Consider the following 20,405-nt stretch of genomic DNA (forward strand, 5'->3'; position numbering starts at 1 on the left):
CAGGACCGCTCATGACCGACCGCACACTCTCTTCCCTGCCTTCTCGGCTGGCTACCTTCGATCGCGCCTTCCGGCTCGAGGAGTACGAAGTCCACAGCAAGCTCGCGCAACTCATTGCTTCGTCTCAGGGTGTCAGCCGGGCGGACCTCGCGCGTCTTACGGGGTTTGCGCGATCAACCATTTCGCAACTGGCCCAGCCCTTGATCGATGCGGGACTCGTCAAGGAACAGGCAGCGGGCGCTGCGAGCCGCGGACGGCCCGGCACGATGCTCGTACTCAATCCGCGTGCAGGACTCGTACTGGTTGCCGACATGGGCGCGACACACGGTCGCCTCGTGATCTCCGACCTCGCGCAACGCAGACTCGCCGAAACGGTCTTCAGCGTTGACATCGCGCTAGGTCCGGAGCCGGTACTCGATCTCGTGATCGAAAGGTTCCGGCAGATGCTTGCCGAGCATCATCTCGCCGATCTCGCCATACGTAGCGTAGTGGTGGGGTTGCCAAGCCCGGTCGATTTCGGGCGGGGTGTCTGTGTACGGCCACCTATCATGCCTGGCTGGGACGAATTTCCTGTGTCCGAGTATCTGCAGGCACGCCTTAAGGCGGCGGTGCTGGTGGACAACGACGTGAATCTCATGGCACTCGGCGAGGCGCGCACACGTCCGGCCGGCCAGTCGCCCTTGCTGTTTGCAAAGGTATCGACCGGGATCGGCTGCGGTGTTGTCACAGCGGACGGAAGTCTGCATCGCGGCGCAGACGGATCCGCGGGCGACATCGGCCATATCCGCGTTCCAGGACGAGACGATGTGATCTGCGGATGCGGCAACATCGGTTGTGTAGAAGCGGTTGCTTCTACAACGGCCGTGTTGCGCAGCCTGCGCCAGTTACCCGACGCGGGCGCGGACACTATCGACGATCTGGTGCGGCTCGTACGTGCAGGCGACCGTCACGCGATCAGACTGGTGCGGGAAGCTGCAGCGGAAATTGGCGAGGTCATCGCAATGGTCGTGCATATGTTTAACCCCGCCGCGATCGTACTGGGTGGCCGCATGGCACGCATCAGCGACGATCTGCTGGCCGGTGTGCGCGCAGTCGTCTACCGGCGCGCGTTGCCACTGGCTACACGCAGCCTTCTGATTGAGAATACCGCGCTGAATCAGTATGCAGGTGCCATCGGTGGCACTGTGCTTGGTATCGAACATGCCCTTGCGCCTCAGTGCATCGCGTCCATTCTGGACGGCATAACCAACCGATAGCCCATTCCGGCTTTCGGTGGGCGATCGATGACCGACATAGCAATTTGACGAACTTCAGAGCCTGTACACCCGTTCTGCATTGTCGTGGAACAGCGCGCGCCGCTCGTCGGAAGAGAATTCTTTCGTGATCTCCTCGAATGCATCGAAGACTGCGTCGTAACTGCTAAAAAGCTTGTCGACCGGGAAATTGCTCGCAAACATACAGCGATCCGCACCGAACGCCTCGATCGCATGCAGAACAAATGGGCGGATGCTGTCAACCGTCCATTTCCAGTCGCCCATCCCCAGTCCGGATATCTTGCAGAAAACATTCTGAGCCGATGCGAGCGACCTCATGCCCTGCTTCCAGCCCTCGATCTCTTCCGGCGTCCGGTCAACCGGCATGCCGGTGTGGTTGAGCACCATCGGTGTATCCGGAAAGTCGCGCGCCAGCGCCAGCGCATCTTCCATCTGGGTGTAGTAAAGCTGCAGGTCGAAGGACAAATTGTGACGTTTGAGCAGCGCATACCCTTTACGCCATTGTGGATCGCTCATCAGGCGAGGGTTCTCGATAAACGTCTTCACCGGATCGCGGTGGAAGTTCAGGCATTGGCGAATACCGCGTACGTTCGCATACTGGCAGTGCTCTTCGATCACGGCCTGCGCTTTCGGTGCTGACAGGTCCGCGAATCCGACGATACCGTGCGGATAGCCGTGCACGTCGGCGACGCTCTGAAGCCAACGCGTTTCCGCGACCGGGTCGTTGTGATCGTACTCGACCTGAAGATGAACCGTCTTCACGACGTTCTGATTCCTGATGTCGGCCAGGAAGTCGTCGATCAGATAGTCCTTGCGAATAGCGGTGTAATCACCGAATACGCGCTTGAGCATCGGCCCCTGCAGCCAGGGGTAGGTACCGGTCCTGAGATCGTAAAGATGATGATGTGGGTCGATGATGGGCAGATTGTCCATGGTGTCTTCCGTATGAGGTCGGTCGGCGTTGAAGCGCCGCTCGCGAAATGCGAGCGACGGATCCGCGGCGCGTCCTGCTGAAGCATTAGTATTGACCCGCTGACGGCGGATAGACCCTTTTGACGGTTGCCTGTGCGTCCGGCTGGTCAATCGTCTCCTTCGTCACGAGGGGTTCCTTGAGCGCCAGTTCCTGAGTGGTCGGCTTGTGATTCAGCGCATTGAAGACCTGTGTAGTCGCATCGATCCCCTGTCCTACGGCCTCCTGCAAGTAGATACCCTGGATCTGCCCATCGCGCAGCAGCTTGATCGTCGTCGGGCTGCCGTCTGCCGTGACCACCGCTACCTTGCCGACGCTGCCGCGCGTCTGCAGCGCCTTCGCAGCGCCGGTGGCGGCTTCGTCATACATGCCGTAGATTGCCTTGACATCAGGATGCGCCGTGAGAACGTCGTTGGCCTGCTGGACTGCCTCGTTGACGGTCAGCCCGTGGGTCTCGAGTACCTGCGCAACGTCACAGCCACCGCTCTTGAACGACTCCTGGGCGCCCTTCATGTATTTCTGCGCATTTTCCCGGTCCTGCGGCAACGATAGCACCGCCACCTTGTTGCTGCCTCGATCCTTCGCGAGCTTGCAGACGTACGCACCCTCGGCTTTGCCGGTGTCGTAGTTGTTCGCGGTCACAGCTGACGTGTAGTCAGTTTCACCGGCCTGCGGCCCAATACCCGCAAATGCCACCGGCACGGACTTTGACTTCAGCAGCCGCAGCACGGGAGGCGTACTGGTCGAACTGACCGGTCCCATCACGATTGCGCTGACTCCGCGTGTCAATGCGGTGCGAACATTGTCCATCTGCCTGGCCGGCGAATTCTCGGACGTGAACTCCACGTAGTTCATGCCCAGCTCCTGTGCCCTTTGCTTGACGCCATAGGCAACCCATTGCCAGTACGAAATGTCCAGCGACGGCGCGATATACGCGATGGTTTGCTTGTCCTGCGCGACCGACATCTGCGACGCGAGTCCCGCGGCGAGCGTCAGTGCCGATGCTGCAATAAACCTTGCGAGCGGCTTGCCCGAAAACCCGCTTCCTGATTTTGACACGCGCTTATCCATCATTGTCTCCTTGACTGCTAGCGTGAGTGAACCCGTGCCTAACGCCGGGCTTTGGTTACGCGGTCCACGAGGACCGCAACGAGAATCACGACACCGGTCACGGTGCCTTGCCAGAAGCTGTTGACGCCAATGAGGTTCGCGCCGTTCTGAATGATCGTGATCATCAGCGCACCGAGCAGCGCGCCAATCGCCGAACCGGTGCCGCCAAAGAGACTCGCACCGCCAATGACGACCGCTGCGATCGCCTGCAACATCAGGCTCGACCCTGCTGTGGCTTCCGCGTTGCTGATGTATGACACGCTGACTATGCTTGCGAACGAAGCGAACAGTCCCGAAAGCAGATAGGCACCGAGCCGTACGCGATTGACGGGAATCCCGATGACGCGTGCCGAAGAACTGCTGCTGCCGATGGCATACAGCCACCGGCCCGCGACGATCTTGCGCAGACTGAACTCGATGGCGATGAGCAGTAGCACGCACCACAAAGCGTAATTGGGTAGGCCGGGAATCAGCGTTCCCGAATTCAGCAGCCAGTAGTCGGGGTTGGAGATGGGCAACGAATGGCCATCCGTCACGATGAATGAGAGACTGCCCGCAATCGCATAGGTGCTGAGCGTTACGACGAATGGCGCAAGTCCAACGAATGTAACGAGCGCACCGTTAATGGCGCCGATAAGGAGACCTACCGACAATCCGGCAAGACTACTGACGATCGCACCGTAACCGTGCGCCATGACAAGACCGGTGACCATACCGGTAAGCGAAAACACCGAACCCACTGACAGATCGATGCCGCCCGTAATGATCACGAGCAGCACGCCGAATGCCATGATGACGAGCGGTGCGGCCGCTTGCGTAACATTGGATATATTGCCGCCGGACAGTGCCGCCGGGACGATCATGCCGACCGCGAGTTCGATCACGATGATCGCAATCGCAATAGCAATCTCGGTGCGATACGCCGAGAACAGGCGACGACCCGTGCCGCCTTGCCGCACGTGCCCCTCCGCGATCGAATGAGTGACTGATTTCATGACTGTCTCCAGGTAGATATCGTTCTTTCACCAACCGAGCCTAGGCGGCCATGCCTGTTGCGGTGGCGAGCTGAGTTTCATTGACGTCGGCGTGCCGCAGAACCTCGGTTGGCTTACCGTCGAGATCGAAAGCGAGCACGGTGTCGCATAGTTCGACCAGCTCGATGTATTCGGTGGACCACCAGACGACCGTGGTTCCCTGCTCCGCCATCTTTCGAATCAGCGTGTAGATCTCGCGCTTCGTGCGGATGTCGACGCCGCGCGTCGGCTCCTCGAGCACCAGCAGCTTCGGACTCAGCAACAGCCAGCGGGCAATCAGCAGTTTTTGCTGGGTGCCGCCGCTCAACGTAGCGGGCAGATCCCAAAGCGAGCCCGCGCGGATCTTCAGCGCTTCGAGTAGTTGCGCGCTCTGTGCAATTTCGGCGCGTCCCACGACATTGCGTCGGTTGACGACACGCGCTGCCGCAACGAGGTTGTCCACAATCGGCAGAGTGGCGAGGATGCCCTTGTTCGAGCGATCCCCCGACACGAATCCGACGCCATCGCGCGCACCGGCTGAGGGATGCGAATAACTGACGCGGGTACCATCTCGTGTGATAGTCCATGCGCCCGCGGGTGTGATACCGGTCAGCGCATCGATCAGCGACGACGGACCAACTGGCGCACCCGCAAGGCCGATAATTGCGCCTCCCGGAACTTCAATTGCCACGCCGTCTCGCTCGATGCGAAGCGTGCCGCCGGCAGCAGCATGCGCGACCGGCGCGTTGTCATCGCCATCTTGCGCCAGTGCTTCGTTTGAGCTCCGCTGGTTCGCCACCTCTATGAAATTCGCCGGCGCTTCTTCCACCACGACGTTTTGCCCCATGCATTCGACGATCTCACGGTCTGTGATCGCATCCAGTGCGATGCGGTCGACCGCGGTCTTGCCGTCACGGATAATGGTGCAGACGTCCGCAATCTGGCGAATCTCGCGCATGCGATGGGATACGAACAGCACGGCGAGGCCGGTGTCGGCAATCAGCCGGCGTATCACCGAAAACAGGCGGCCCGTTTCCGCAGCGGTCAGATTCGCAGTGGGCTCGTCGAGCAACAACAGCTTCGCACCAGATTCCAGCGCACGGGCTATCTCCACCAGTTGTCGCTCGTGCAACGTCAAGCCACTGACCGGTCTCGCCGCCGATTCGCGCGCGAAGTGTGGATCGATCAGCGAAAGCGCTTCGATCGCGATGCCCATTGCCGCGCGTTCGCTGTATTTCGCCGTACCACGACGCAGCCGCGGCATGGCGATGTTCTCGGCCACGGACAGATGCGGCAGAAGCGCCAGTTCCTGATTGACCACCGCGATCGTGCCCGCTGCGACGTGACCGCCTACGGATGCACCGATCGCTTGCCCGTCGAATTCAAGCGCACCACCGTCGCGCTCAAACTGACCGGAGATGATCTTGATCAGCGTCGATTTGCCCGCGCCGTTGCCCCCCAGAAACGCGTGAACTTCGCCGGGCGCGATCGAAAGATCGAATCCCTTCAGCACGCTAGTGGGTCCGAAGCTTTTGATGATCGAGCGCGCTGTCAGCAAGTAGTGTTGCTCTGCCATGGGGTGTCTCCTGCGGCGATTGCCCCGCGAGGCTGCACACTTTGTTTGTCTTGCGACGAGTGTTGTCAGCGCAGCGGTAATAAGAGGTACGTATAGCTAACGGACGCGTTAGCGTGATGCTGGCGGAATCGTCGAAGTGGTCAACCAACGGGCGAGTTGCGCGGAGCCAAGGTCCCTTATGTGTGCGTCGACTGATCGCGCTTTCAGCCGGAAAGTCGGATAATTCATTGCTGTCTCCTACGCAGTTGTTGCACTGCGCAATGTCTGTGTATGGTTTGCCGCGTCGCCACCCTGTAAATTGCCGGGTCAGCAGCGGGAGCGCTGTGGCTCCCAGGTTGTGCGGCTTGTTGACAGAATGGCAGCGCAGATGGCGTGCGAACAAGGCGGTTTCATTCAACTGCATCTGAAATAAATTCAATATGCGCATTCCACCGGTGAAAGCCATCATCGCTTTTGAGAGCGTGGCCAGGACGAAGAGCGTCAACCGCGCGTCTGAAGAATTGGGGCTTACCGCATCGGCGGTAAGCCATCAGGTCAGCAATCTCGAGTCGATCATCGGCCAACCTCTCTTCTATCGATCCGGCCGCGGCCTTGTGCTGACGCCTACTGGCGAGCGTTACCTGTCCGATGTGACGGGGTCGCTCGCGGACCTTAGTCGCGCAACCGAGCGCGCATCGAGCCGTGCCGATGTCGAAATTCTGCGAGTGCATTCCAGTCCAAGCTTCGGGCTCATGTGGCTGCTGCCACGGCTCGAGTCGTTTCAGAAAGCCAACGGGGATATCCAGCTGAATCTGGCCTGCTCGTATGAAGACGTATCGTTCACGAGCGGCTATTACGACATCGACTTGCGCCACGGCTATGCCCACTGGCGAGATCTGGAAGTGAAGACGCTACGTGGCGAATTTATCGCGCCACTTGCTTCTCCTCGGTATCTGGAAAGCAACCCCGTGGAAACCCCCGACGATTTGCTGAAGCATCGTCTTATCTACTCAGAGACGCCGCTCGTGCAGTGGAAGCAATGGTTTGGGCGTACCGGTGTGTCTGCCGCTCACAAGACCTTCGACTTTTCGTTCGACAGGTCCTACATGTCGCTGGAGACGGCTGCGCTTGGATTGGGCATCGCGCTGGAAAGCCTGATGCTCGCGTCTGTCCGGATCAAGGAAGGCGCGCTCGTGCCGGTATTCGACAGTACGCATGCAGTTGAAGTGGGCGCGCATCACCTCGTGTACCCACCTCAAAACGCAGAACTGCCGCGTGTCACGCGTTTCATTGCGTGGATCGAGCGGGAGATTGGCCAGATGGAACGTCCCGCCTAGCCCCCGAATTCCTCCTGCAGCACCAGGGTATTCCAGCACCCGGATCGACCGGATGAATGCGGACGCCGTGCGTATGCGGCGTCACGCCAAGGTTCCCGCTCCTCAGCACGTCACCTGAAAATTTCTCACGCACAGTTGAGCAGTACCTCGTTGATGCGACCAGCCGTGCAGTAGACACTTCGGCCATCACATCAACACTCAGGAGACAACGATGCTGCTCGAGAACAAGGTCGTAATCGTTACAGGTGCGGCTTCGCCACGCGGAATCGGCAAAGCAGCCGCCAGGGCCCTCGCTGCACAGGGCGCGCACGTTGTGATCCTCGACCTGCGCGAAGAAGACGCAAAGCAGGCCGCGGCCGATCTCGGCGACCCTCACCTCGGCCTCGCCTGCGACGTCACCGATAAGGCCGCGTGCTTGTCAGCCGCGAAGGCGACGATCGAACGGTATGGCCGCATCGACGGCCTCATCAATAACGCTGGCATCACGCAGCCGGTACGCACACTCGATATCAGTGCCGAAGGCTTCGATGCCATCGTCGACGTCAATCTGCGCGGCACGCTCTATATGTCGCAAGCGGTCCTGCCGGTCATGAAAGAACAGAAAAGCGGCAGCATTGTTTGCATGTCGTCGGTCTCGGCCCAGCGGGGAGGAGGTATTTTTGGCGGGCCGCACTACAGCGCCGCGAAGGCGGGTGTCCTCGGTCTTGCACGCGCGATGGCCCGCGAGTTCGGTCCCGACAGTATCCGCGTCAACTCGATCACACCGGGTCTGATCCAGACAGATATCACCGGTGACAAGCTCACCGCGGAAATGCGGGTCGACATTCTCAAGGGGATTCCCCTTGGCCGGCTCGGCGATGCCGCCGACGTGGCTAACGCATGCCTCTTTCTGGTCAGCGACCTCTCGACCTACCTCACGGGAATCACGCTCGATGTGAACGGCGGCATGCTTATTCATTGATGACGGCGTCCCTTGCGGAAAGGGACGTTGCATCCCAGGCACCCGGGCTAACCCGAGGTCATGGAAGGAGACAAACATGAAATCGAAGTACACCGCTTCGCCCGTCGCAGACGATGTCCTGCCACAGACAAGCTCGACCAGCTTCGAGTCGAGAACCTACGCGAAGGTCAGCCGGAGGCTCATCCCGTTCCTGATGTTGTGCTATCTCGGCGCCTATCTCGACCGGGTCAATGTTGGTTTCGCGAAGCTGCAGATGCTCAATGATCTGCGCTTTAGCGAAACGGTCTACGGCATGGGCGCGGGTATCTTCTTTCTCGGCTATTTCCTGTTCGAGGTGCCGAGCAACCTGGTTCTGCATCGCGTCGGGGCACGCAAGTGGCTCGCCCGGATCATGCTGACGTGGGCGGCGATCTCCGCCTGCTTCATTTTCGTCAAATCGCCGACGGCCTTCTACGTGCTCCGTTTTCTGCTTGGCGTCGCGGAGGCTGGTTTCGCGCCCGGCGTGATCCTCTATTTGACCTACTGGTTTCCGGCCGCACGCCGGGCCAAGGCCCTATCGCTGTTTTTCATGGCGATTCCCCTCGCCGGCATGATCGGTGGTCCGCTATCGGGTTGGATCATGCACTCGCTTCAGGGCACCCTGTCTCTTGCTGGCTGGAAGTGGCTGTTCCTTCTTGAAGCGTTGCCCTCCCTCGTGCTGGGTGTCGCGATCCTGCTGTATCTCGACGACAGCATTGCCAAGGCAAAGTGGCTAAAGGAGTCCGAAAAGAACCTGCTCGCACGCAATGTCGTCAGCGACAACCAGCACAAGATTGCGCACATTTCAGTCAAATCGTTCATAGGCGATCGCCGTTTGTGGTTGATGGCGGCAATCTACTTTTGCGTCGTGCTGGGCCAGTATGGCCTCACCTTCTGGCTGCCGACCATCATCCGGAAGTCAGGCGTGGCCGATCCGCTGTGGGTAGGCTTCTTCACCGCGATTCCCTATCTGTGCGCCATCATCGCGCTGCCACTCGTGGGAATGAGCGCGGATCGGTGCCGCGAACGAAGGCTGCATCTCGCGATACCGATGCTGGTTGCCGCCGCAGGTTTCGCGGTACTGCCTGCACTTGGCAGCGTACCGGCATCCATCGTCTGTCTGAGCATCGCGGCAGCCGGCATCCTGGCGTCGTCCTCTCAGTTCTGGTCGTTACCGACGGCTTTACTCGGCGGCATGTCCGCTGCTGCCGGAATCGCAGCCGTGAACTGCATCGCCAATCTCGCAGGCTTCTTCTCCCCGGCCATCGTTGGCTGGCTGAACGACCTGACAGGGAAATCGACCGCGGGGCTGATCTTCATCTCGCTGGCTATCACACTGGGAGCCTGCCTCGTCTTCCTGGTGCCCGCAAAATCAGTGAACCGCTGAGCCTCTTTCCACCCCTTTCCGACTGATCACAGGAGACCATATGAACAGTCCGTCCAACGTGCCCACGGCGGCTCTTGCCGAACACGCTTATCGTATCCGCAGGAATGCACTGTTGATGGGTGAAGTGCAGGGCCAGGGCTATATCGGGCAAGCGCTCGACATAGCGGATGTGCTGGCCGTCGCTTACTTCGGCGCCATGCGATATCGCCCGGAGGAGCCAGAGTGGGACGACCGCGATCGCTTCCTGCTGTCCAACGGGCACTACGCCATCGCGTTGTATGCCGCGCTGCTCGAGGCAGGTATCCTGCCGCAGGAAGAGCTCGAAACGTACGGTAGCGACGACAGCCGTTTGCCAATGTCCGGCATGGCCAGTTATACGCCCGGCATGGAGATGTCAGGTGGCTCGCTCGGCCACGGCTTGACCATCGCGGTTGGCCGTTGCCTGGGGCTCAAGCGAAAAGGATCGCAATCGTTCGTGTACACGCTGTTTTCGGACGGCGAACTGGACGAAGGTGCGATCTGGGAAGGCATCATGTCCGCAGCGCACTGGAAACTCGACAACCTGATCGCTATCGTCGACGTCAACAACCAGCAGGCCGACGGCCCCTCGACACAGATCATGTCGTTCGAACCCCTCGTCGAAAAACTGCAGGCGTTCGGATGGTTCACGCAGCGTGTCGACGGCAACGACATCGCCGCCGTGGCTGCCGCATTCGAAGCGGCCCGTCAGCACCCTGCTGCACAACCTCGCATGATCATCGCCGATACGCGTATGGGATGTGGCGTGCCGTTCCTGGAACAACGCGAGAAGAACCACTTTATCCGCGTCGATGAGCATGAATGGCAATTGGCGCTTCAGGCACTCGAAGCTGGGAGAAAAGCATGAGCAATGCAACGATGAACAAGCCGCGCCTGAAAACGTCAGCGATGATTGCGTCAATCGCCGGCGAAGGACAGGTCACGCGTTCGGCGCCTTTCGGTCACGCTCTGGTGGAGTTGGCCCGGCAGAAGACAAACGTGATCGGCATGACGGCCGACCTCGGCAAATATACGGACCTGCATATCTTCGGCAAGGCGTTTCCTGAGCGCTACTATCAGATGGGGATGGCGGAGCAGTTGCTGATGGGCGCAGCAGCGGGGCTCGCGCACGAAGGTGCGCAACCGTTTGTTACCACGTACGCGGTATTCGCGACACGCCGCGCCTATGACTTCATTCATCAGGCGATCGCCGAAGACAATCTCGATGTGAAGATTGTCTGCGCATTGCCTGGGCTGACGACGGGCTACGGTCCCAGCCACCAGGCCGCTGAAGATCTCGCGTTGATGCGCGCCATGCCGAACATAACCGTCATCGATCCATGCGATGCACTGGACATCGAGCAAATGGTGCCCGCGATGGCGGCGCACAAAGGACCGGTATATGCGCGCCTGTTACGCGGCAACGTACCCGCAGTACTCGACGAGTACGATTACACCTTCGAGCTAGGCAAGGCCAAGATGCTGCGCGACGGTGCTGAAGTACTGATCATCTCGTCCGGCATCATGACGATGCGCGCACTGGAAGTAGCCAAGGTGCTTGAACGCGATCGGATCGGTGTAGGAGTTCTTCATGTGCCGACGATCAAGCCGCTCGACACAGAGACAATTCTACGTGAAGCTCGGCGCTCCGGCCGGCTCGTCGTCGTAGCGGAGAATCACACCGTGATAGGCGGTCTGGGTGAAGCCGTGGCTGCGGAACTGGTGCGCTCGGGTGTCTCATGCCCATTCAGGCAGGTGGGGCTTCCCGACGCGTTCCTCGCTGCCGGTGCGCTGCCCACGCTCCACGACCGTTACAGGATTTCGACCTCTACAATGGCAGAATCGATCAAAGCCTGGCTGACCTGAGTAACCTTGGCTGAACTGGCGCGCCAGGTACTGGCCACGACGACTTCACCCGTTCTGGATCAGATTGACCGCGCGCTGGCTCTGCTCATGGCAGGAGTGCCTGCTTCGGATGCATAGGTCGCAGGTCATCCGGGCTGTCATCGAGGAGCGACTGATGCCTTGGCGCGCTGCTGAACAGCTTGGGCTGAGCGTGCGTCAGGATCAGCCGCCGCCGGATTATGCTCCGGTCGACGCGACCGGCCGCGCAACCCCAGCGACTCAAGCCAGTTGCTGCGCGAGCGTCCTGGTTAGCGGCGTAGTGACGTTGCCCGTGTGCCGTGTCGTGACCGACTCGATCAGGACGATCCAGCATTCGTCTTCTGCCACGGGATTGTGTAGCACGCCACGCGGCACGACGTGCATGTTCCCTTGCGCCAGGGGCACCACACGCCCATTCTCATACTCCATGCGCAGATTGCCGCGCACGATATAGAACAGTTCGTCCTCGCCGTCGTGGCTGTGCCATGCAAGCTCGCCACGCACCTTCGCGACCTTGACATATTGGTCGTTGACCTGTGCCACGACCTTCGGCGACCAGAACTCGTGTATCGAATCGAAGGCAGAAAGCAGATCAAAGGATTCGGCAAACAACATCGTGTTCATCTTTTTCATCTCCACATTGGAATGATCGATACCGCGAGCAAAATCGCCATCGATACATTCAAAAGCCGCCATTGCGCCGGTGTCTTCAATAGCCGTGCAAGCAGCACACCCGCAGCACACCAAAGACACAACGACACGGACGCGGCCAACACGAACGCGCCGCCGAGCAGTGCCGCGAGATGCAGTGGCCCTTCTGCCAACATGGCGAACGACGCCGCTGCCCCCAGCGCCATCGCCCAAGCCTTGGGGTTGAGCAAAAGTAAGCCGGCACCGCCGATGAAGGTAGTCGGCAGAACAGCGCCGTCATTCGTCACAGGCGCCCCACTACGCGCGATTTTTATCGCCAGCCAGAGCAGATAAGCAGAGCCGATGGTTTTCATGCCGGTCTGCAGGAATGGCGCGGCAAGCAGGATGCCCGCCAGGCCGGCTGCCGCCGCCGCTGCCAACGCGCCGAGCCCTACCGCAATGCCCGCGAGCAGAGGTGTGGAACGGACGAACCCGAAGCGTGCGCCCGACGCAGTCGCGAGCGTTGTCGCGCCGCCCGGTGAAATCGTGGCGACGGTGACGAAGAGGACGAGCGGTGCGATCGATAGAGCAGGCATGGCGATCCCTAAATGAGACCGCAGTGTAGGCAACCGCTGGGCATTAGTGAAACGAAGAATACTGATGCCATTCATTACGGGACATAATGTCTGTATGAACAGGAATCTCGACATCACCCTCGTCCGCACGTTCGTGACGGTGGCCGATACCGGCAGCATGACGGTCGCGGCGAATATCCTTCATCTGACGCAAGGCGCGGTCAGCCAGCAGATCAAGCGGCTGGAGGAAACCTTCGATTGTGTCCTGTTCGAGCGCGACGGGCGCCGGCTCGAACTATCGCCCGTCGGCGAACGTTTTCTCGGCAAGGCGAAGCGCCTGCTCGGCATGAACGACGAGATCTGGGTCGACATGACGGCGCACCCGGTGTACGGCAAGCTCAGGGTCGGCGTTCCGTATGATCTGGTCGGAACGCACTTTCCACCGGTGTTCAAGGCGTTCAGCGAGGCTTATCCGAACGTCGAGGTATCACTGGTGTGCGCAACGTCTCCTGAACTGAGCGACGCGATGGACGTCGGTTCGCTCGATCTCGCGGTCGTAGAGGAAACTGCTGGTGTGGCGAGCGGCGAATGCCTGCGCGTCGAGCAGCTCGTGTGGGTCGGCGCGCGCGGCGGAAACGCGCATCTGAAACGGCCGCTGCCTATCTCGATGGTCGCCGATTCCTGTGGCTTCAGGCCGGTGGTGCTGGCGGCACTTCGCGACCAGGGCATCGAATGGCGCACCGTGTTCGAGAGCGGCACCCTCGAGGCCACCACCGCCACCGTACGCAGCGACCTGGCTGTTACCGCATGGCTCGCCTCGACCATCCCCGCCGACCTCGAGATTCTGAGTGGCGACGATGATCTCCCTGGCTTGCCAAACTTTTCGATTAATCTGCGCCTGCCGTCAGTCGTGCCACCTGCTGCGCAGGAGTTTGCGCGGTATGTGCGCGAGCGGTTGGTGCGGATTTCATAATCGACGAACTGAACTCGGGGACAAGTCTTCGCCGCAGCAAGCGGCTGCTTACGGAAGCACTTCGTTCGGCGTGGCGCTGAACGAGATGAACCGGGCAATGGACCACTTGCCATCGGGCTGCCGTTTGAAAATGTCCATCCCCGCTTCGGTACTCACGCTCGACTTGCCCCCCTTCTGCGCAGTAAGTGTCCAGAACAGCCGGACTATGGCGATATCCCCGGAAACAATGATCTCGCGAAGATCGGGACTGTCGTAGTGAAGTTGCAACTCAGGTTTTGCCAGCACAGCCTTTAGCCGCCCGCAGAGCGCGTCCCGGCTACCATCAGGCGCCTCGGGAACGGTCGAAATCAGATCGGGGGCGAACAGGTCGCAGACCCCTGCAGCATCGCGAGCGTTGAACGCCTCCGTCCAACGCTGCAGCCGATTCGTGATGGCGGCCGTGTCTGAATCCACGTCCGCGCGAGCTGAAGTCGCCGCGCCGACGGCGGTTAACACGATGGCCATCGCCAGCAGCAATCTGCTCATGGGAGGTCTCCAATCAATCGGTCGCGACGCCGGTTCAGAGCCACGCCAAGCCGGCGCGGACCTGCGCGTGAGCATCGTCCGTCAGCGGCTCGCCATGGGCCAGTACGACTTGCTCGAACGGCCAGGCGAGCAGCCGATCCACACAGGCGCGAGCCCGCTTGCGGTCGCGATAGACCAGACGCAGGAGGGGATGCCAGCCGACGTGACCGAGCACGCCACCCAGGCGCAAGTAGTTGCGCGTTAGCCAATGCGGCGACACGCGAAAGTTCTCGATCAGATCGCAGGTGATTAGTGTGCGCGTTGCCGGGTGATAAAACACCGTCTCGCCGAGCATGGAGCCTTCAATCGTCAGCAGTTCGAGATCGTTACGCCACTCGGGATGCGGCTGGTCCGTCAGCGTCGCGCCGAAACGCAGGTCCCGGCGCTTGCGTTGCAAGGCGACTGGACCATGCAGCAGTGCCTGTGGATACGTGGCCACTGCTTCTGACGCGTACATATGGTGAAACAGGTTTGGACAGACGATATGCGCGACTGGCCCGAGCGCGTCGATCTCACTGCGAAGCTGCTCTGGGAGCGCGACGGGCGAATGCAGCAGCAGCTTGCCCGATGACAGGCGAATCACAGTCATTCGCGTGCCGAGGTGCAAACCGATGAAAGAATGATGAACCGAAGCGGTCCAAATATTCTTTGCCAATTCCTGCAGCACCGGCGCCACCCCCGACAATGTGTAAATCTGACCATTCTCGACGGTTACGTTCGCTACCGTCAAACGAGTACTAACCCGAGTGATCAAGAGTCTGCACGCTGCCTTCACTGCGACTATCCGCGTTCGCGAACCTCAGCCTCATCTCTACCGCACACATCCTTGCACACCCTCCCCCTGGTAAATCCTTTATCCCCTTAGGGAAAAGCAACGGTACTGCTGAAGACATTGCGCATATCTTCCGGACAGCATCGCTTCAGATTCAAGGTGCACCCAGTGTGGAGGCACCGTATATATCGGTCAAATCGATCGAAAATATTTCAAGTTATTAGGCCGACAGATATCAGGAATGCGGGAGTGTTGCGTGTCCCTCCCTGCCGCTTAATATCCATCGCACTTATTTAACAACCAATTTTTAATCGATTTGCCTGATTCGCCAGATAGCCCTACGCTTTCCGAACTACCGCATGCAGCGTTGCGTGCGACCTGCTTACTTCTCGCCACAAGCGCCCAGCAAGACCATGGAAACAACCACACTCAGCGTTCGGGTCGACGCCGTTCACGACGAAGCAAGCGACATCCGCTCGTTTAGCGTCTCGCGTATCGACGGCCTGCCGTTCAATCGCTACGAACCCGGCGCGCATATCGATGTGACGAGCCCTGCCGGCGTCACACGCCAGTACTCGCTGTGCGGCGACCCCGCGCGGCACGATGTGCACACTTTTGCGGTCAAGCGCGAGACGCAGTCGCGAGGGGGTTCCCGCTCACTGCACGACGAAGTCAAGGTCGGTAACGAACTGACGATCGGCGCTCCGCGCAATCTTTTCCAGTTATGTCCCGACGCCAGCGACCATGTGTTGATCGCGGCGGGCATCGGTATCACGCCTTTGCTCAGCATGGCGTATCAGCTAGTCCGGCAGCATGCCCCGTTCATCCTGCACTACTTCGCGCGCAGCGAGCAACACGCCGCCTTCCTGCCCCTCCTGTCGAGCGCACCATTTGCGGGTCACGTGCAGTTTCACTTCGGCGTCGAACGTGACAAACTGGATGCGGTGTTGAGCTCATGTATCGCCGACGTCCGCGAAGGCACGCATCTCTACACTTGCGGGCCCGCGCCGTTCATGGACCGCGTGGTCGAGATCGGCTCAACTCGTCTGAGCGAGGACGCGGTTCATCTGGAACGCTTCGCAGCGCCTGTGGCCGCCGGCAATGTCGAAAGCGGCCTTGACACGTTCGAGGTCAGGATTGCGAGCAGCGGCGTTACTGTGCGTGTCGATGCATCCACGTCGATCGTCGACGCGTTGGCGGAAATCGGCATCGAAGTGGAAACGTCGTGCGGTGAAGGCATCTGCGGCACCTGCATGGTCGACGTCGCGAGCGGAGAGCCGGAGCATCATGACCATTGTCTTAGCAAAGCGGAGCGCGCAAGCGGCAAGGTGATTTGCTGCTGCGTATCGCGCTCGAAATCGGCGGTACTGGTGCTCGACCTTTGAGTTTTCGATCGACGTGGCCAATCCACCCAACCAGGCGCGCACCACGAGTAACGCCACGCCGGCCGCCTATGCAAGCGGCAGCGAGAAACGGCATTCGAGACCGCTTTGCGCGACCGGTTTCGTGCATATCTGACCACCATAGTGCGTCACGACGGTGACTTTCGATCTGCGGCCTTACAAGGTGGGCTGGCTGGCATCGGTAAAGCCGTCCTGCTGGTGACGCCCCCTGTCGCCCTGGCGCCGGGGAATGCAGAGGGAAGCGCAGATGCCGTGTTTAGCGCCGCCGCCATAGCTGCGCTGTGGCTGGAGAGGGTCATCTTTTCCATTGCCGTAATGCTCAGACGTTCAATACCCTGGTGGCCTCCTGGTCTGGTTAGCGTTGCTAACTATTTGCGATGCACTTCCGGACCAGGCTCCGCCATGTCGCCAGGAGAAAGGCAACTCACCCTCATTCCTGGCTCGGCTGCCTCTATGTCGCCTAGCGGAATCGCTCGGGACGAAACGGATAGGGATCGGCAACAGGCGTTGCGCCCGTCATCATTTCCGCCAGCAGGCGGCCTGACACGGGGCCGAGTGTCAACCCGTGATGGTTGTGGCCAAACGAGAACCAGAGCCCGCGATGACGAGGTGCAGCTCCGATAACCGGCCGCATATCCGGCGTACAGGGACGCAGGCCAAGCCAGGGCGCGTTGTCCAGCCGCTGGCCGAGGCCGAAGATGGGTCGGGCAATGTGCTCCGCCCGACCCAGTTGAATGCCCGTCGGCGCCGCCTCACGTCGGGCGATCTCCACGCCGGTCGTCAACCGCAGGCGTCCTTGCATGGGCGCGATCACGTAGCCTTTCTCCGTGTCGACAAGCGGCACGGAGAGCATCGCCCGGGTGGGCTCGTAATGCATGTGATAACCGCGCTTCGCCCGCAGCGGTATGCGATAACCGAGCGGTGCGAAAATCTTGTCGGACCATGGTCCGAGGGCTACTACAACCTCCCTGGCGCTGACCATGCCTTGCGATGTCTGCACGGTCCATGCGTCGGCCTGCTGGCGCAGCGTGGTCGCCTCGCCGGTCAAAAGCTGGCCGCCACCTTCCTCGAACAGTCGCGCGTAGCCCTTCGTCAACGCGCCGGGGTTGGCAACGCTCGCCGGATCTTGCCAATGCAACGCGCCACTGAATCCCGGTGCGAGACCGCATTCGCGCGCCTGGAGTGCGGCGGCATCGAGCGGTGTCACGCGCAATCCATGGGTACGCGCTTTCGCTTCGGCTACTTCGGATTGCCGTTCAAATTCTGCCTCCGTGCGGAATGCCTCGAGCCAGCCGCCGTGATGCACGAGGCTGGCAAGGCCTGCGCGTGCGATCAACGCATCGTGTTCGACGACGCTTCGCCGGATCAACGGAAACATGTCACGCGCAGCAGCTTCGAGGCGGCTCGGGGACGACTCCCACCAGAAGCGCGCGAGCCACGACGCAAACGTCGGCAGCGCCTTATAGTCCCAGTAAAGGTCCGTCGATTGATTGCGCAGATAGCGCAGCAGCGTAGCGGGATGGCGTGGAAAGGCATAGGGCACGACGGATGAGCTTTCGATCAGCCCGGCATTGCCGAAGCTGGTCTCCTCACCCGGGCCGCGCCGGTCGACGAGTGCCACGCGGCGTCCGCGATCCTGCAGATGCAGCGCGCTCGACACGCCAACCATTCCGGCTCCCAGCACGATCACATCGAAATCCATCCGCTCGCTCCAATTGCCATGCCACTCACTGCTTCGCGATGATGTCGCGCTTGTGCGTCAACGACAACATCTCCGTATTCGAGGACATGAAGCATCTCATCGATCGCGCGGTTTCAGGCGCCGGAGTGCTGCCAACTACGTTGCCAACGTTCCTGGCATGGAACGGCGACCCGCCCCGCTCATTGACGGCTCGCCGCTCCAACCTCGAGCAGCGCCAGCGCCGGCCGCACGACTCCCTCCAGCAGCGCACGGTCCGGCCTGGTCCGGGCAAGCACCCGTATGCCGAGATGAACGCCCAGCAGCAACCGCGCAAGATCGTCGGCGGACTGTGCAGTCGAAATCTCGCCGGCCTGCTGGCCGGCGTGCACACAGCGCTGGAAAAACGCTTCTACGGCCACCAGCACGTTGGCGATCGTCGCCTGAAAGCCCGCGTCGTGTGGCGCGACCTCGAGCGCCGAATTCACCAGCAGGCATCCCTTACGATCCCTGTCGCTAACCGAGCGTTCGACAATCTCCCGAAAGAACGCCTTGATGGCATCGAGCGGCGGCAGGTTGACCTCGAATCTCGACACCCGGTCGCCGAAGCTTCTTGCAATGTAGTGTGTCAACGCCCGCTCGAACAACGAGCGTTTGTCCCCAAACGCGTTGTAAAGACTTGCCCCCGTTATTCCCATGCACTGCGCGAGATCCCGCACAGTGGTCGCCTCGTAGCCATAGACCCAGAACTGGTGGGCGGCGGCATCGAGGACCTCATTTTCATCGAATTCCCGTGGTCGGACCATGCTCCCTCCAGCCATCGTGTCGCGTCTCGCCGGTCGCGATTGCAACGTCACATACATTGCGATATTCTAAATCATCCGATCTAAAATAACCTGATGTAATGGCAAAGCTCCTTTGCCATCACACCACAGCCATCACGCATCCATCTGGCGGCCTGAGAACGCAAGGCACAGGAACATCATGACCGTGTACTCCGCAGAGGAGCGTCTGAGAACATTGTTTGTCGCGGGCCTTGCAGGCGACGCATCGCAGTACCGCGCATTCCTGTCCGAACTGACGCGTCACCTGCGAGGCTTTCTTCGCAAGCGGATTCCGCAACTTCACGACGACGTCGAGGATCTCGTCCAGGAAATCCTGCTAGCCGTGCATAATGCACGTCATACGTACCGTCCGGATGAGCCGCTGACCGCGTGGGTCCACGCGATCGCGCGTTATAAACTTATGGATTTCTTCAGAACGCGTGCGCGACGGGAGTCGTTGCACACGCCCCTTGACGAGCACGATGACATTTTCGCCGAGGTCGACGACGAACCGGCCGACGCCCGCCGCGATATCGGGAAACTGCTGGACCACCTGCCGGACAAGCAGCGGCTCTCGATCGTGCACGTCAAGCTGCAAGGACTTTCGGTTGCGGAGGCCTCCCGGTTGACGGGGCTATCGGAGTCGGCCGTCAAGGTCAGCATCCACAGGGGGCTCAAGGCTCTGGCCACATACGTCCGGAGAATCGCATGAGAACGGATGATCTCGTCGGACTGCTCTCGACCGGCATCACGCCCGTAAAAGGTGGCACTGCGGGCCGTCGGTTCGGCATCGCCCTGCCGCTCGCCGCTATTGGCGCGACGCTATTGATGGCTACGGTATTTGGCATTCGCCCCGATCTGGGCGCCATCGTCAAAACCCCGATCTTCTGGGAAAAGCTCGCGTTCCCGCTATGCATTGCAATCGGCGCCCTGGTTGCGACCGTGCGGCTGGCGCGCCCCGGCGCCAGGATTGGAGCCGGATGGCCTGTCATGGCGACGCCAGTGGTCATCGTCTGGATTGCCGCAATGGTCGTCGTCGTCAGTATCGCGCCGCAATACCGCTTGCCGGCGATACTCGGGCAGACCTGGCGCACCTGTCCGTTCAATATCCTCCTGCTGTCCGTCCCGGGTTTCATTGCCATCTTCTGGGCGGTCAAGGGACTGGCTCCCACCCGGCTACGATTGGCTGCCGCCATCTCTGGCCTGCTGGCGAGCTCGACCGCCACGGTCGCGTACTGCTTTCATTGCCCCGAGATGAGCCCCGCGTTCTGGAGCGTCTGGTACGTGGCCGGCATGCTGCTTCCAGTCGCGCTCGGGGCCGTTCTGGGCCCCAAACTGCTTCGGTGGTAGGCGACGGTAATCGGCACCTGGAAATGCTCTGCCGGCTCGTTGATCGGGCCGTCTGCTTTCGTCGTACCGTAGCGCCTTGGCGCCGAATGCAAAAAAATAAATTTCCCCT

20 protein-coding genes are annotated in these 20,405 nt (G+C 60.5%); 10 read left to right on the top strand and 10 right to left on the bottom strand.

Annotated features, from left to right (window positions below; translation table 11 throughout):
* Positions 1 to 11: 11 nt before the first annotated feature.
* Positions 12 to 1,256, top strand: a complete 1,245-nt coding sequence (locus tag P3T24_RS22850) for an ROK family transcriptional regulator (RefSeq protein WP_074264568.1) — start codon at positions 12 to 14, stop codon at positions 1,254 to 1,256.
* A gap of 54 nt (positions 1,257 to 1,310) precedes the next feature.
* On the opposite strand, the gene P3T24_RS22855 is transcribed toward P3T24_RS22850, so the two are convergent.
* Genes P3T24_RS22855 through P3T24_RS22870 form a run of 4 tightly spaced genes read right to left on the bottom strand, consistent with a single transcriptional unit; the run spans position 1,311 to position 5,943 of the window.
* Positions 1,311 to 2,357 carry an amidohydrolase family protein gene (locus P3T24_RS22855; RefSeq protein ID WP_429438036.1) on the bottom strand — a complete coding sequence of 349 codons (1,047 nt, stop codon included), beginning with the start codon at positions 2,355 to 2,357 and terminating at the stop codon, positions 1,311 to 1,313.
* Complete coding sequence (locus tag P3T24_RS22860; protein ID WP_254368837.1) at positions 2,293 to 3,303, bottom strand: substrate-binding domain-containing protein; 1,011 nt, start codon at positions 3,301 to 3,303, stop codon at positions 2,293 to 2,295. Before P3T24_RS22860 ends, P3T24_RS22855 begins: the two co-directional genes overlap by 65 nt.
* 50 nt (positions 3,304 to 3,353) lie before the next feature.
* Entirely contained in the window at positions 3,354 to 4,349 is a 996-nt protein-coding gene (locus tag P3T24_RS22865) for an ABC transporter permease (RefSeq protein ID WP_074264565.1), read from the bottom strand.
* Between the two features lie 40 nt (positions 4,350 to 4,389).
* On the bottom strand, positions 4,390 to 5,943 hold the full coding sequence (locus tag P3T24_RS22870; protein ID WP_429438040.1) for an ATP-binding cassette domain-containing protein: 1,554 nt from the start codon (positions 5,941 to 5,943) through the stop codon (positions 4,390 to 4,392).
* A gap of 419 nt (positions 5,944 to 6,362) precedes the next feature.
* Here P3T24_RS22870 and P3T24_RS22875 point away from each other — a divergent pair, with 419 nt between their 5' ends.
* The 5 genes from P3T24_RS22875 (at position 6,363) to P3T24_RS22895 (ending at position 11,509) form a co-directional block, all read left to right on the top strand.
* Positions 6,363 to 7,259, top strand: a complete 897-nt coding sequence (locus tag P3T24_RS22875) for a LysR substrate-binding domain-containing protein (protein WP_074264563.1) — start codon at positions 6,363 to 6,365, stop codon at positions 7,257 to 7,259.
* A gap of 211 nt (positions 7,260 to 7,470) precedes the next feature.
* On the top strand, positions 7,471 to 8,220 hold the full coding sequence (locus tag P3T24_RS22880; protein WP_074264562.1) for an SDR family NAD(P)-dependent oxidoreductase: 750 nt from the start codon (positions 7,471 to 7,473) through the stop codon (positions 8,218 to 8,220).
* A 76-nt stretch (positions 8,221 to 8,296) separates the two neighbouring features.
* Positions 8,297 to 9,625 (top strand): MFS transporter, encoded by a 1,329-nt coding sequence (locus P3T24_RS22885; protein WP_429438043.1) that lies wholly within the window; start codon positions 8,297 to 8,299, stop codon positions 9,623 to 9,625.
* 40 nt (positions 9,626 to 9,665) lie between these two features.
* Complete coding sequence (locus P3T24_RS22890; RefSeq protein WP_429438046.1) at positions 9,666 to 10,511, top strand: transketolase; 846 nt, start codon at positions 9,666 to 9,668, stop codon at positions 10,509 to 10,511.
* The gene (locus P3T24_RS22895) at positions 10,508 to 11,509 is read left to right on the top strand and encodes a transketolase family protein (protein ID WP_429438049.1); all 1,002 of its coding nucleotides are present in this window, start codon (positions 10,508 to 10,510) and stop codon (positions 11,507 to 11,509) included. Before P3T24_RS22890 ends, P3T24_RS22895 begins: the two co-directional genes overlap by 4 nt.
* 258 nt (positions 11,510 to 11,767) lie before the next feature.
* Here the strand turns inward: P3T24_RS22895 and P3T24_RS22900 are convergent, their stop codons facing one another.
* Positions 11,768 to 12,151, bottom strand: a complete 384-nt coding sequence (locus P3T24_RS22900) for a cupin domain-containing protein (protein ID WP_429438051.1) — start codon at positions 12,149 to 12,151, stop codon at positions 11,768 to 11,770.
* Positions 12,152 to 12,156: 5 nt separating this feature from the next.
* Entirely contained in the window at positions 12,157 to 12,753 is a 597-nt protein-coding gene (locus P3T24_RS22905; RefSeq protein WP_429438227.1) for a LysE family translocator, read from the bottom strand.
* Between the two features lie 94 nt (positions 12,754 to 12,847).
* On the opposite strand from P3T24_RS22905, the gene P3T24_RS22910 reads away from it, so the two are divergent.
* On the top strand, positions 12,848 to 13,705 hold the full coding sequence (locus P3T24_RS22910) for a LysR substrate-binding domain-containing protein (RefSeq protein ID WP_429438053.1): 858 nt from the start codon (positions 12,848 to 12,850) through the stop codon (positions 13,703 to 13,705).
* Between the two features lie 48 nt (positions 13,706 to 13,753).
* On the opposite strand, the gene P3T24_RS22915 is transcribed toward P3T24_RS22910, so the two are convergent.
* Entirely contained in the window at positions 13,754 to 14,230 is a 477-nt protein-coding gene (locus tag P3T24_RS22915) for a YybH family protein (RefSeq protein WP_429438056.1), read from the bottom strand.
* Between the two features lie 34 nt (positions 14,231 to 14,264).
* The gene (locus tag P3T24_RS22920; RefSeq protein WP_429438059.1) at positions 14,265 to 15,044 is read right to left on the bottom strand and encodes a DUF4336 domain-containing protein; all 780 of its coding nucleotides are present in this window, start codon (positions 15,042 to 15,044) and stop codon (positions 14,265 to 14,267) included.
* A 410-nt stretch (positions 15,045 to 15,454) separates the two neighbouring features.
* Here P3T24_RS22920 and P3T24_RS22925 point away from each other — a divergent pair, with 410 nt between their 5' ends.
* Positions 15,455 to 16,426: a PDR/VanB family oxidoreductase gene (locus P3T24_RS22925; RefSeq protein ID WP_429438062.1), complete on the top strand. Its 972-nt coding sequence runs from the start codon at positions 15,455 to 15,457 to the stop codon at positions 16,424 to 16,426.
* A 478-nt stretch (positions 16,427 to 16,904) separates the two neighbouring features.
* Here the strand turns inward: P3T24_RS22925 and P3T24_RS22930 are convergent, their stop codons facing one another.
* Both P3T24_RS22930 and P3T24_RS22935 read right to left on the bottom strand, forming a co-directional pair.
* Entirely contained in the window at positions 16,905 to 18,146 is a 1,242-nt protein-coding gene (locus tag P3T24_RS22930; RefSeq protein WP_429438065.1) for an NAD(P)/FAD-dependent oxidoreductase, read from the bottom strand.
* A gap of 179 nt (positions 18,147 to 18,325) precedes the next feature.
* Positions 18,326 to 18,928 (bottom strand): TetR/AcrR family transcriptional regulator, encoded by a 603-nt coding sequence (locus P3T24_RS22935; protein WP_429438068.1) that lies wholly within the window; start codon positions 18,926 to 18,928, stop codon positions 18,326 to 18,328.
* Positions 18,929 to 19,106: 178 nt separating this feature from the next.
* Between P3T24_RS22935 and P3T24_RS22940 the strand changes: the two genes are divergently transcribed.
* Positions 19,107 to 19,658 carry a sigma-70 family RNA polymerase sigma factor gene (locus P3T24_RS22940; RefSeq protein ID WP_429405019.1) on the top strand — a complete coding sequence of 184 codons (552 nt, stop codon included), beginning with the start codon at positions 19,107 to 19,109 and terminating at the stop codon, positions 19,656 to 19,658.
* Complete coding sequence (locus P3T24_RS22945; RefSeq protein ID WP_429438071.1) at positions 19,655 to 20,296, top strand: DUF1109 domain-containing protein; 642 nt, start codon at positions 19,655 to 19,657, stop codon at positions 20,294 to 20,296. The genes P3T24_RS22940 and P3T24_RS22945 overlap by 4 nt, the downstream gene beginning before the upstream one ends.
* Positions 20,297 to 20,405 lie beyond the last annotated feature (109 nt).

It is taken from the genome of Paraburkholderia sp. GAS33 (assembly GCF_050436645.1).
Lineage (GTDB): Bacteria > Pseudomonadota > Gammaproteobacteria > Burkholderiales > Burkholderiaceae > Paraburkholderia > Paraburkholderia phenazinium_B.

Bases quoted from the DNA above. Each gene is read 5' to 3' on its own strand.
- P3T24_RS22885 (WP_429438043.1), top strand. From the start codon at position 8,297: ATGAAATCGAAGTACACCGCTTCGCCCGTCGCAGACGATGTCCTGCCA.
- P3T24_RS22905 (WP_429438227.1), bottom strand. From the start codon at position 12,753: ATGCCTGCTCTATCGATCGCACCGCTCGTCCTCTTCGTCACCGTCGCC.
- P3T24_RS22870 (WP_429438040.1), bottom strand. From the start codon at position 5,943: ATGGCAGAGCAACACTACTTGCTGACAGCGCGCTCGATCATCAAAAGC.
- P3T24_RS22925 (WP_429438062.1), top strand. From the start codon at position 15,455: ATGGAAACAACCACACTCAGCGTTCGGGTCGACGCCGTTCACGACGAA.
- P3T24_RS22910 (WP_429438053.1), top strand. From the start codon at position 12,848: ATGAACAGGAATCTCGACATCACCCTCGTCCGCACGTTCGTGACGGTG.
- P3T24_RS22890 (WP_429438046.1), top strand. From the start codon at position 9,666: ATGAACAGTCCGTCCAACGTGCCCACGGCGGCTCTTGCCGAACACGCT.
- P3T24_RS22930 (WP_429438065.1), bottom strand. From the start codon at position 18,146: ATGGATTTCGATGTGATCGTGCTGGGAGCCGGAATGGTTGGCGTGTCG.
- P3T24_RS22915 (WP_429438056.1), bottom strand. From the start codon at position 14,230: ATGAGCAGATTGCTGCTGGCGATGGCCATCGTGTTAACCGCCGTCGGC.
- P3T24_RS22935 (WP_429438068.1), bottom strand. From the start codon at position 18,928: ATGGTCCGACCACGGGAATTCGATGAAAATGAGGTCCTCGATGCCGCC.
- P3T24_RS22895 (WP_429438049.1), top strand. From the start codon at position 10,508: ATGAGCAATGCAACGATGAACAAGCCGCGCCTGAAAACGTCAGCGATG.
- P3T24_RS22865 (WP_074264565.1), bottom strand. From the start codon at position 4,349: ATGAAATCAGTCACTCATTCGATCGCGGAGGGGCACGTGCGGCAAGGC.
- P3T24_RS22940 (WP_429405019.1), top strand. From the start codon at position 19,107: ATGACCGTGTACTCCGCAGAGGAGCGTCTGAGAACATTGTTTGTCGCG.
- P3T24_RS22875 (WP_074264563.1), top strand. From the start codon at position 6,363: ATGCGCATTCCACCGGTGAAAGCCATCATCGCTTTTGAGAGCGTGGCC.
- P3T24_RS22850 (WP_074264568.1), top strand. From the start codon at position 12: ATGACCGACCGCACACTCTCTTCCCTGCCTTCTCGGCTGGCTACCTTC.
- P3T24_RS22945 (WP_429438071.1), top strand. From the start codon at position 19,655: ATGAGAACGGATGATCTCGTCGGACTGCTCTCGACCGGCATCACGCCC.
- P3T24_RS22880 (WP_074264562.1), top strand. From the start codon at position 7,471: ATGCTGCTCGAGAACAAGGTCGTAATCGTTACAGGTGCGGCTTCGCCA.
- P3T24_RS22900 (WP_429438051.1), bottom strand. From the start codon at position 12,151: ATGAACACGATGTTGTTTGCCGAATCCTTTGATCTGCTTTCTGCCTTC.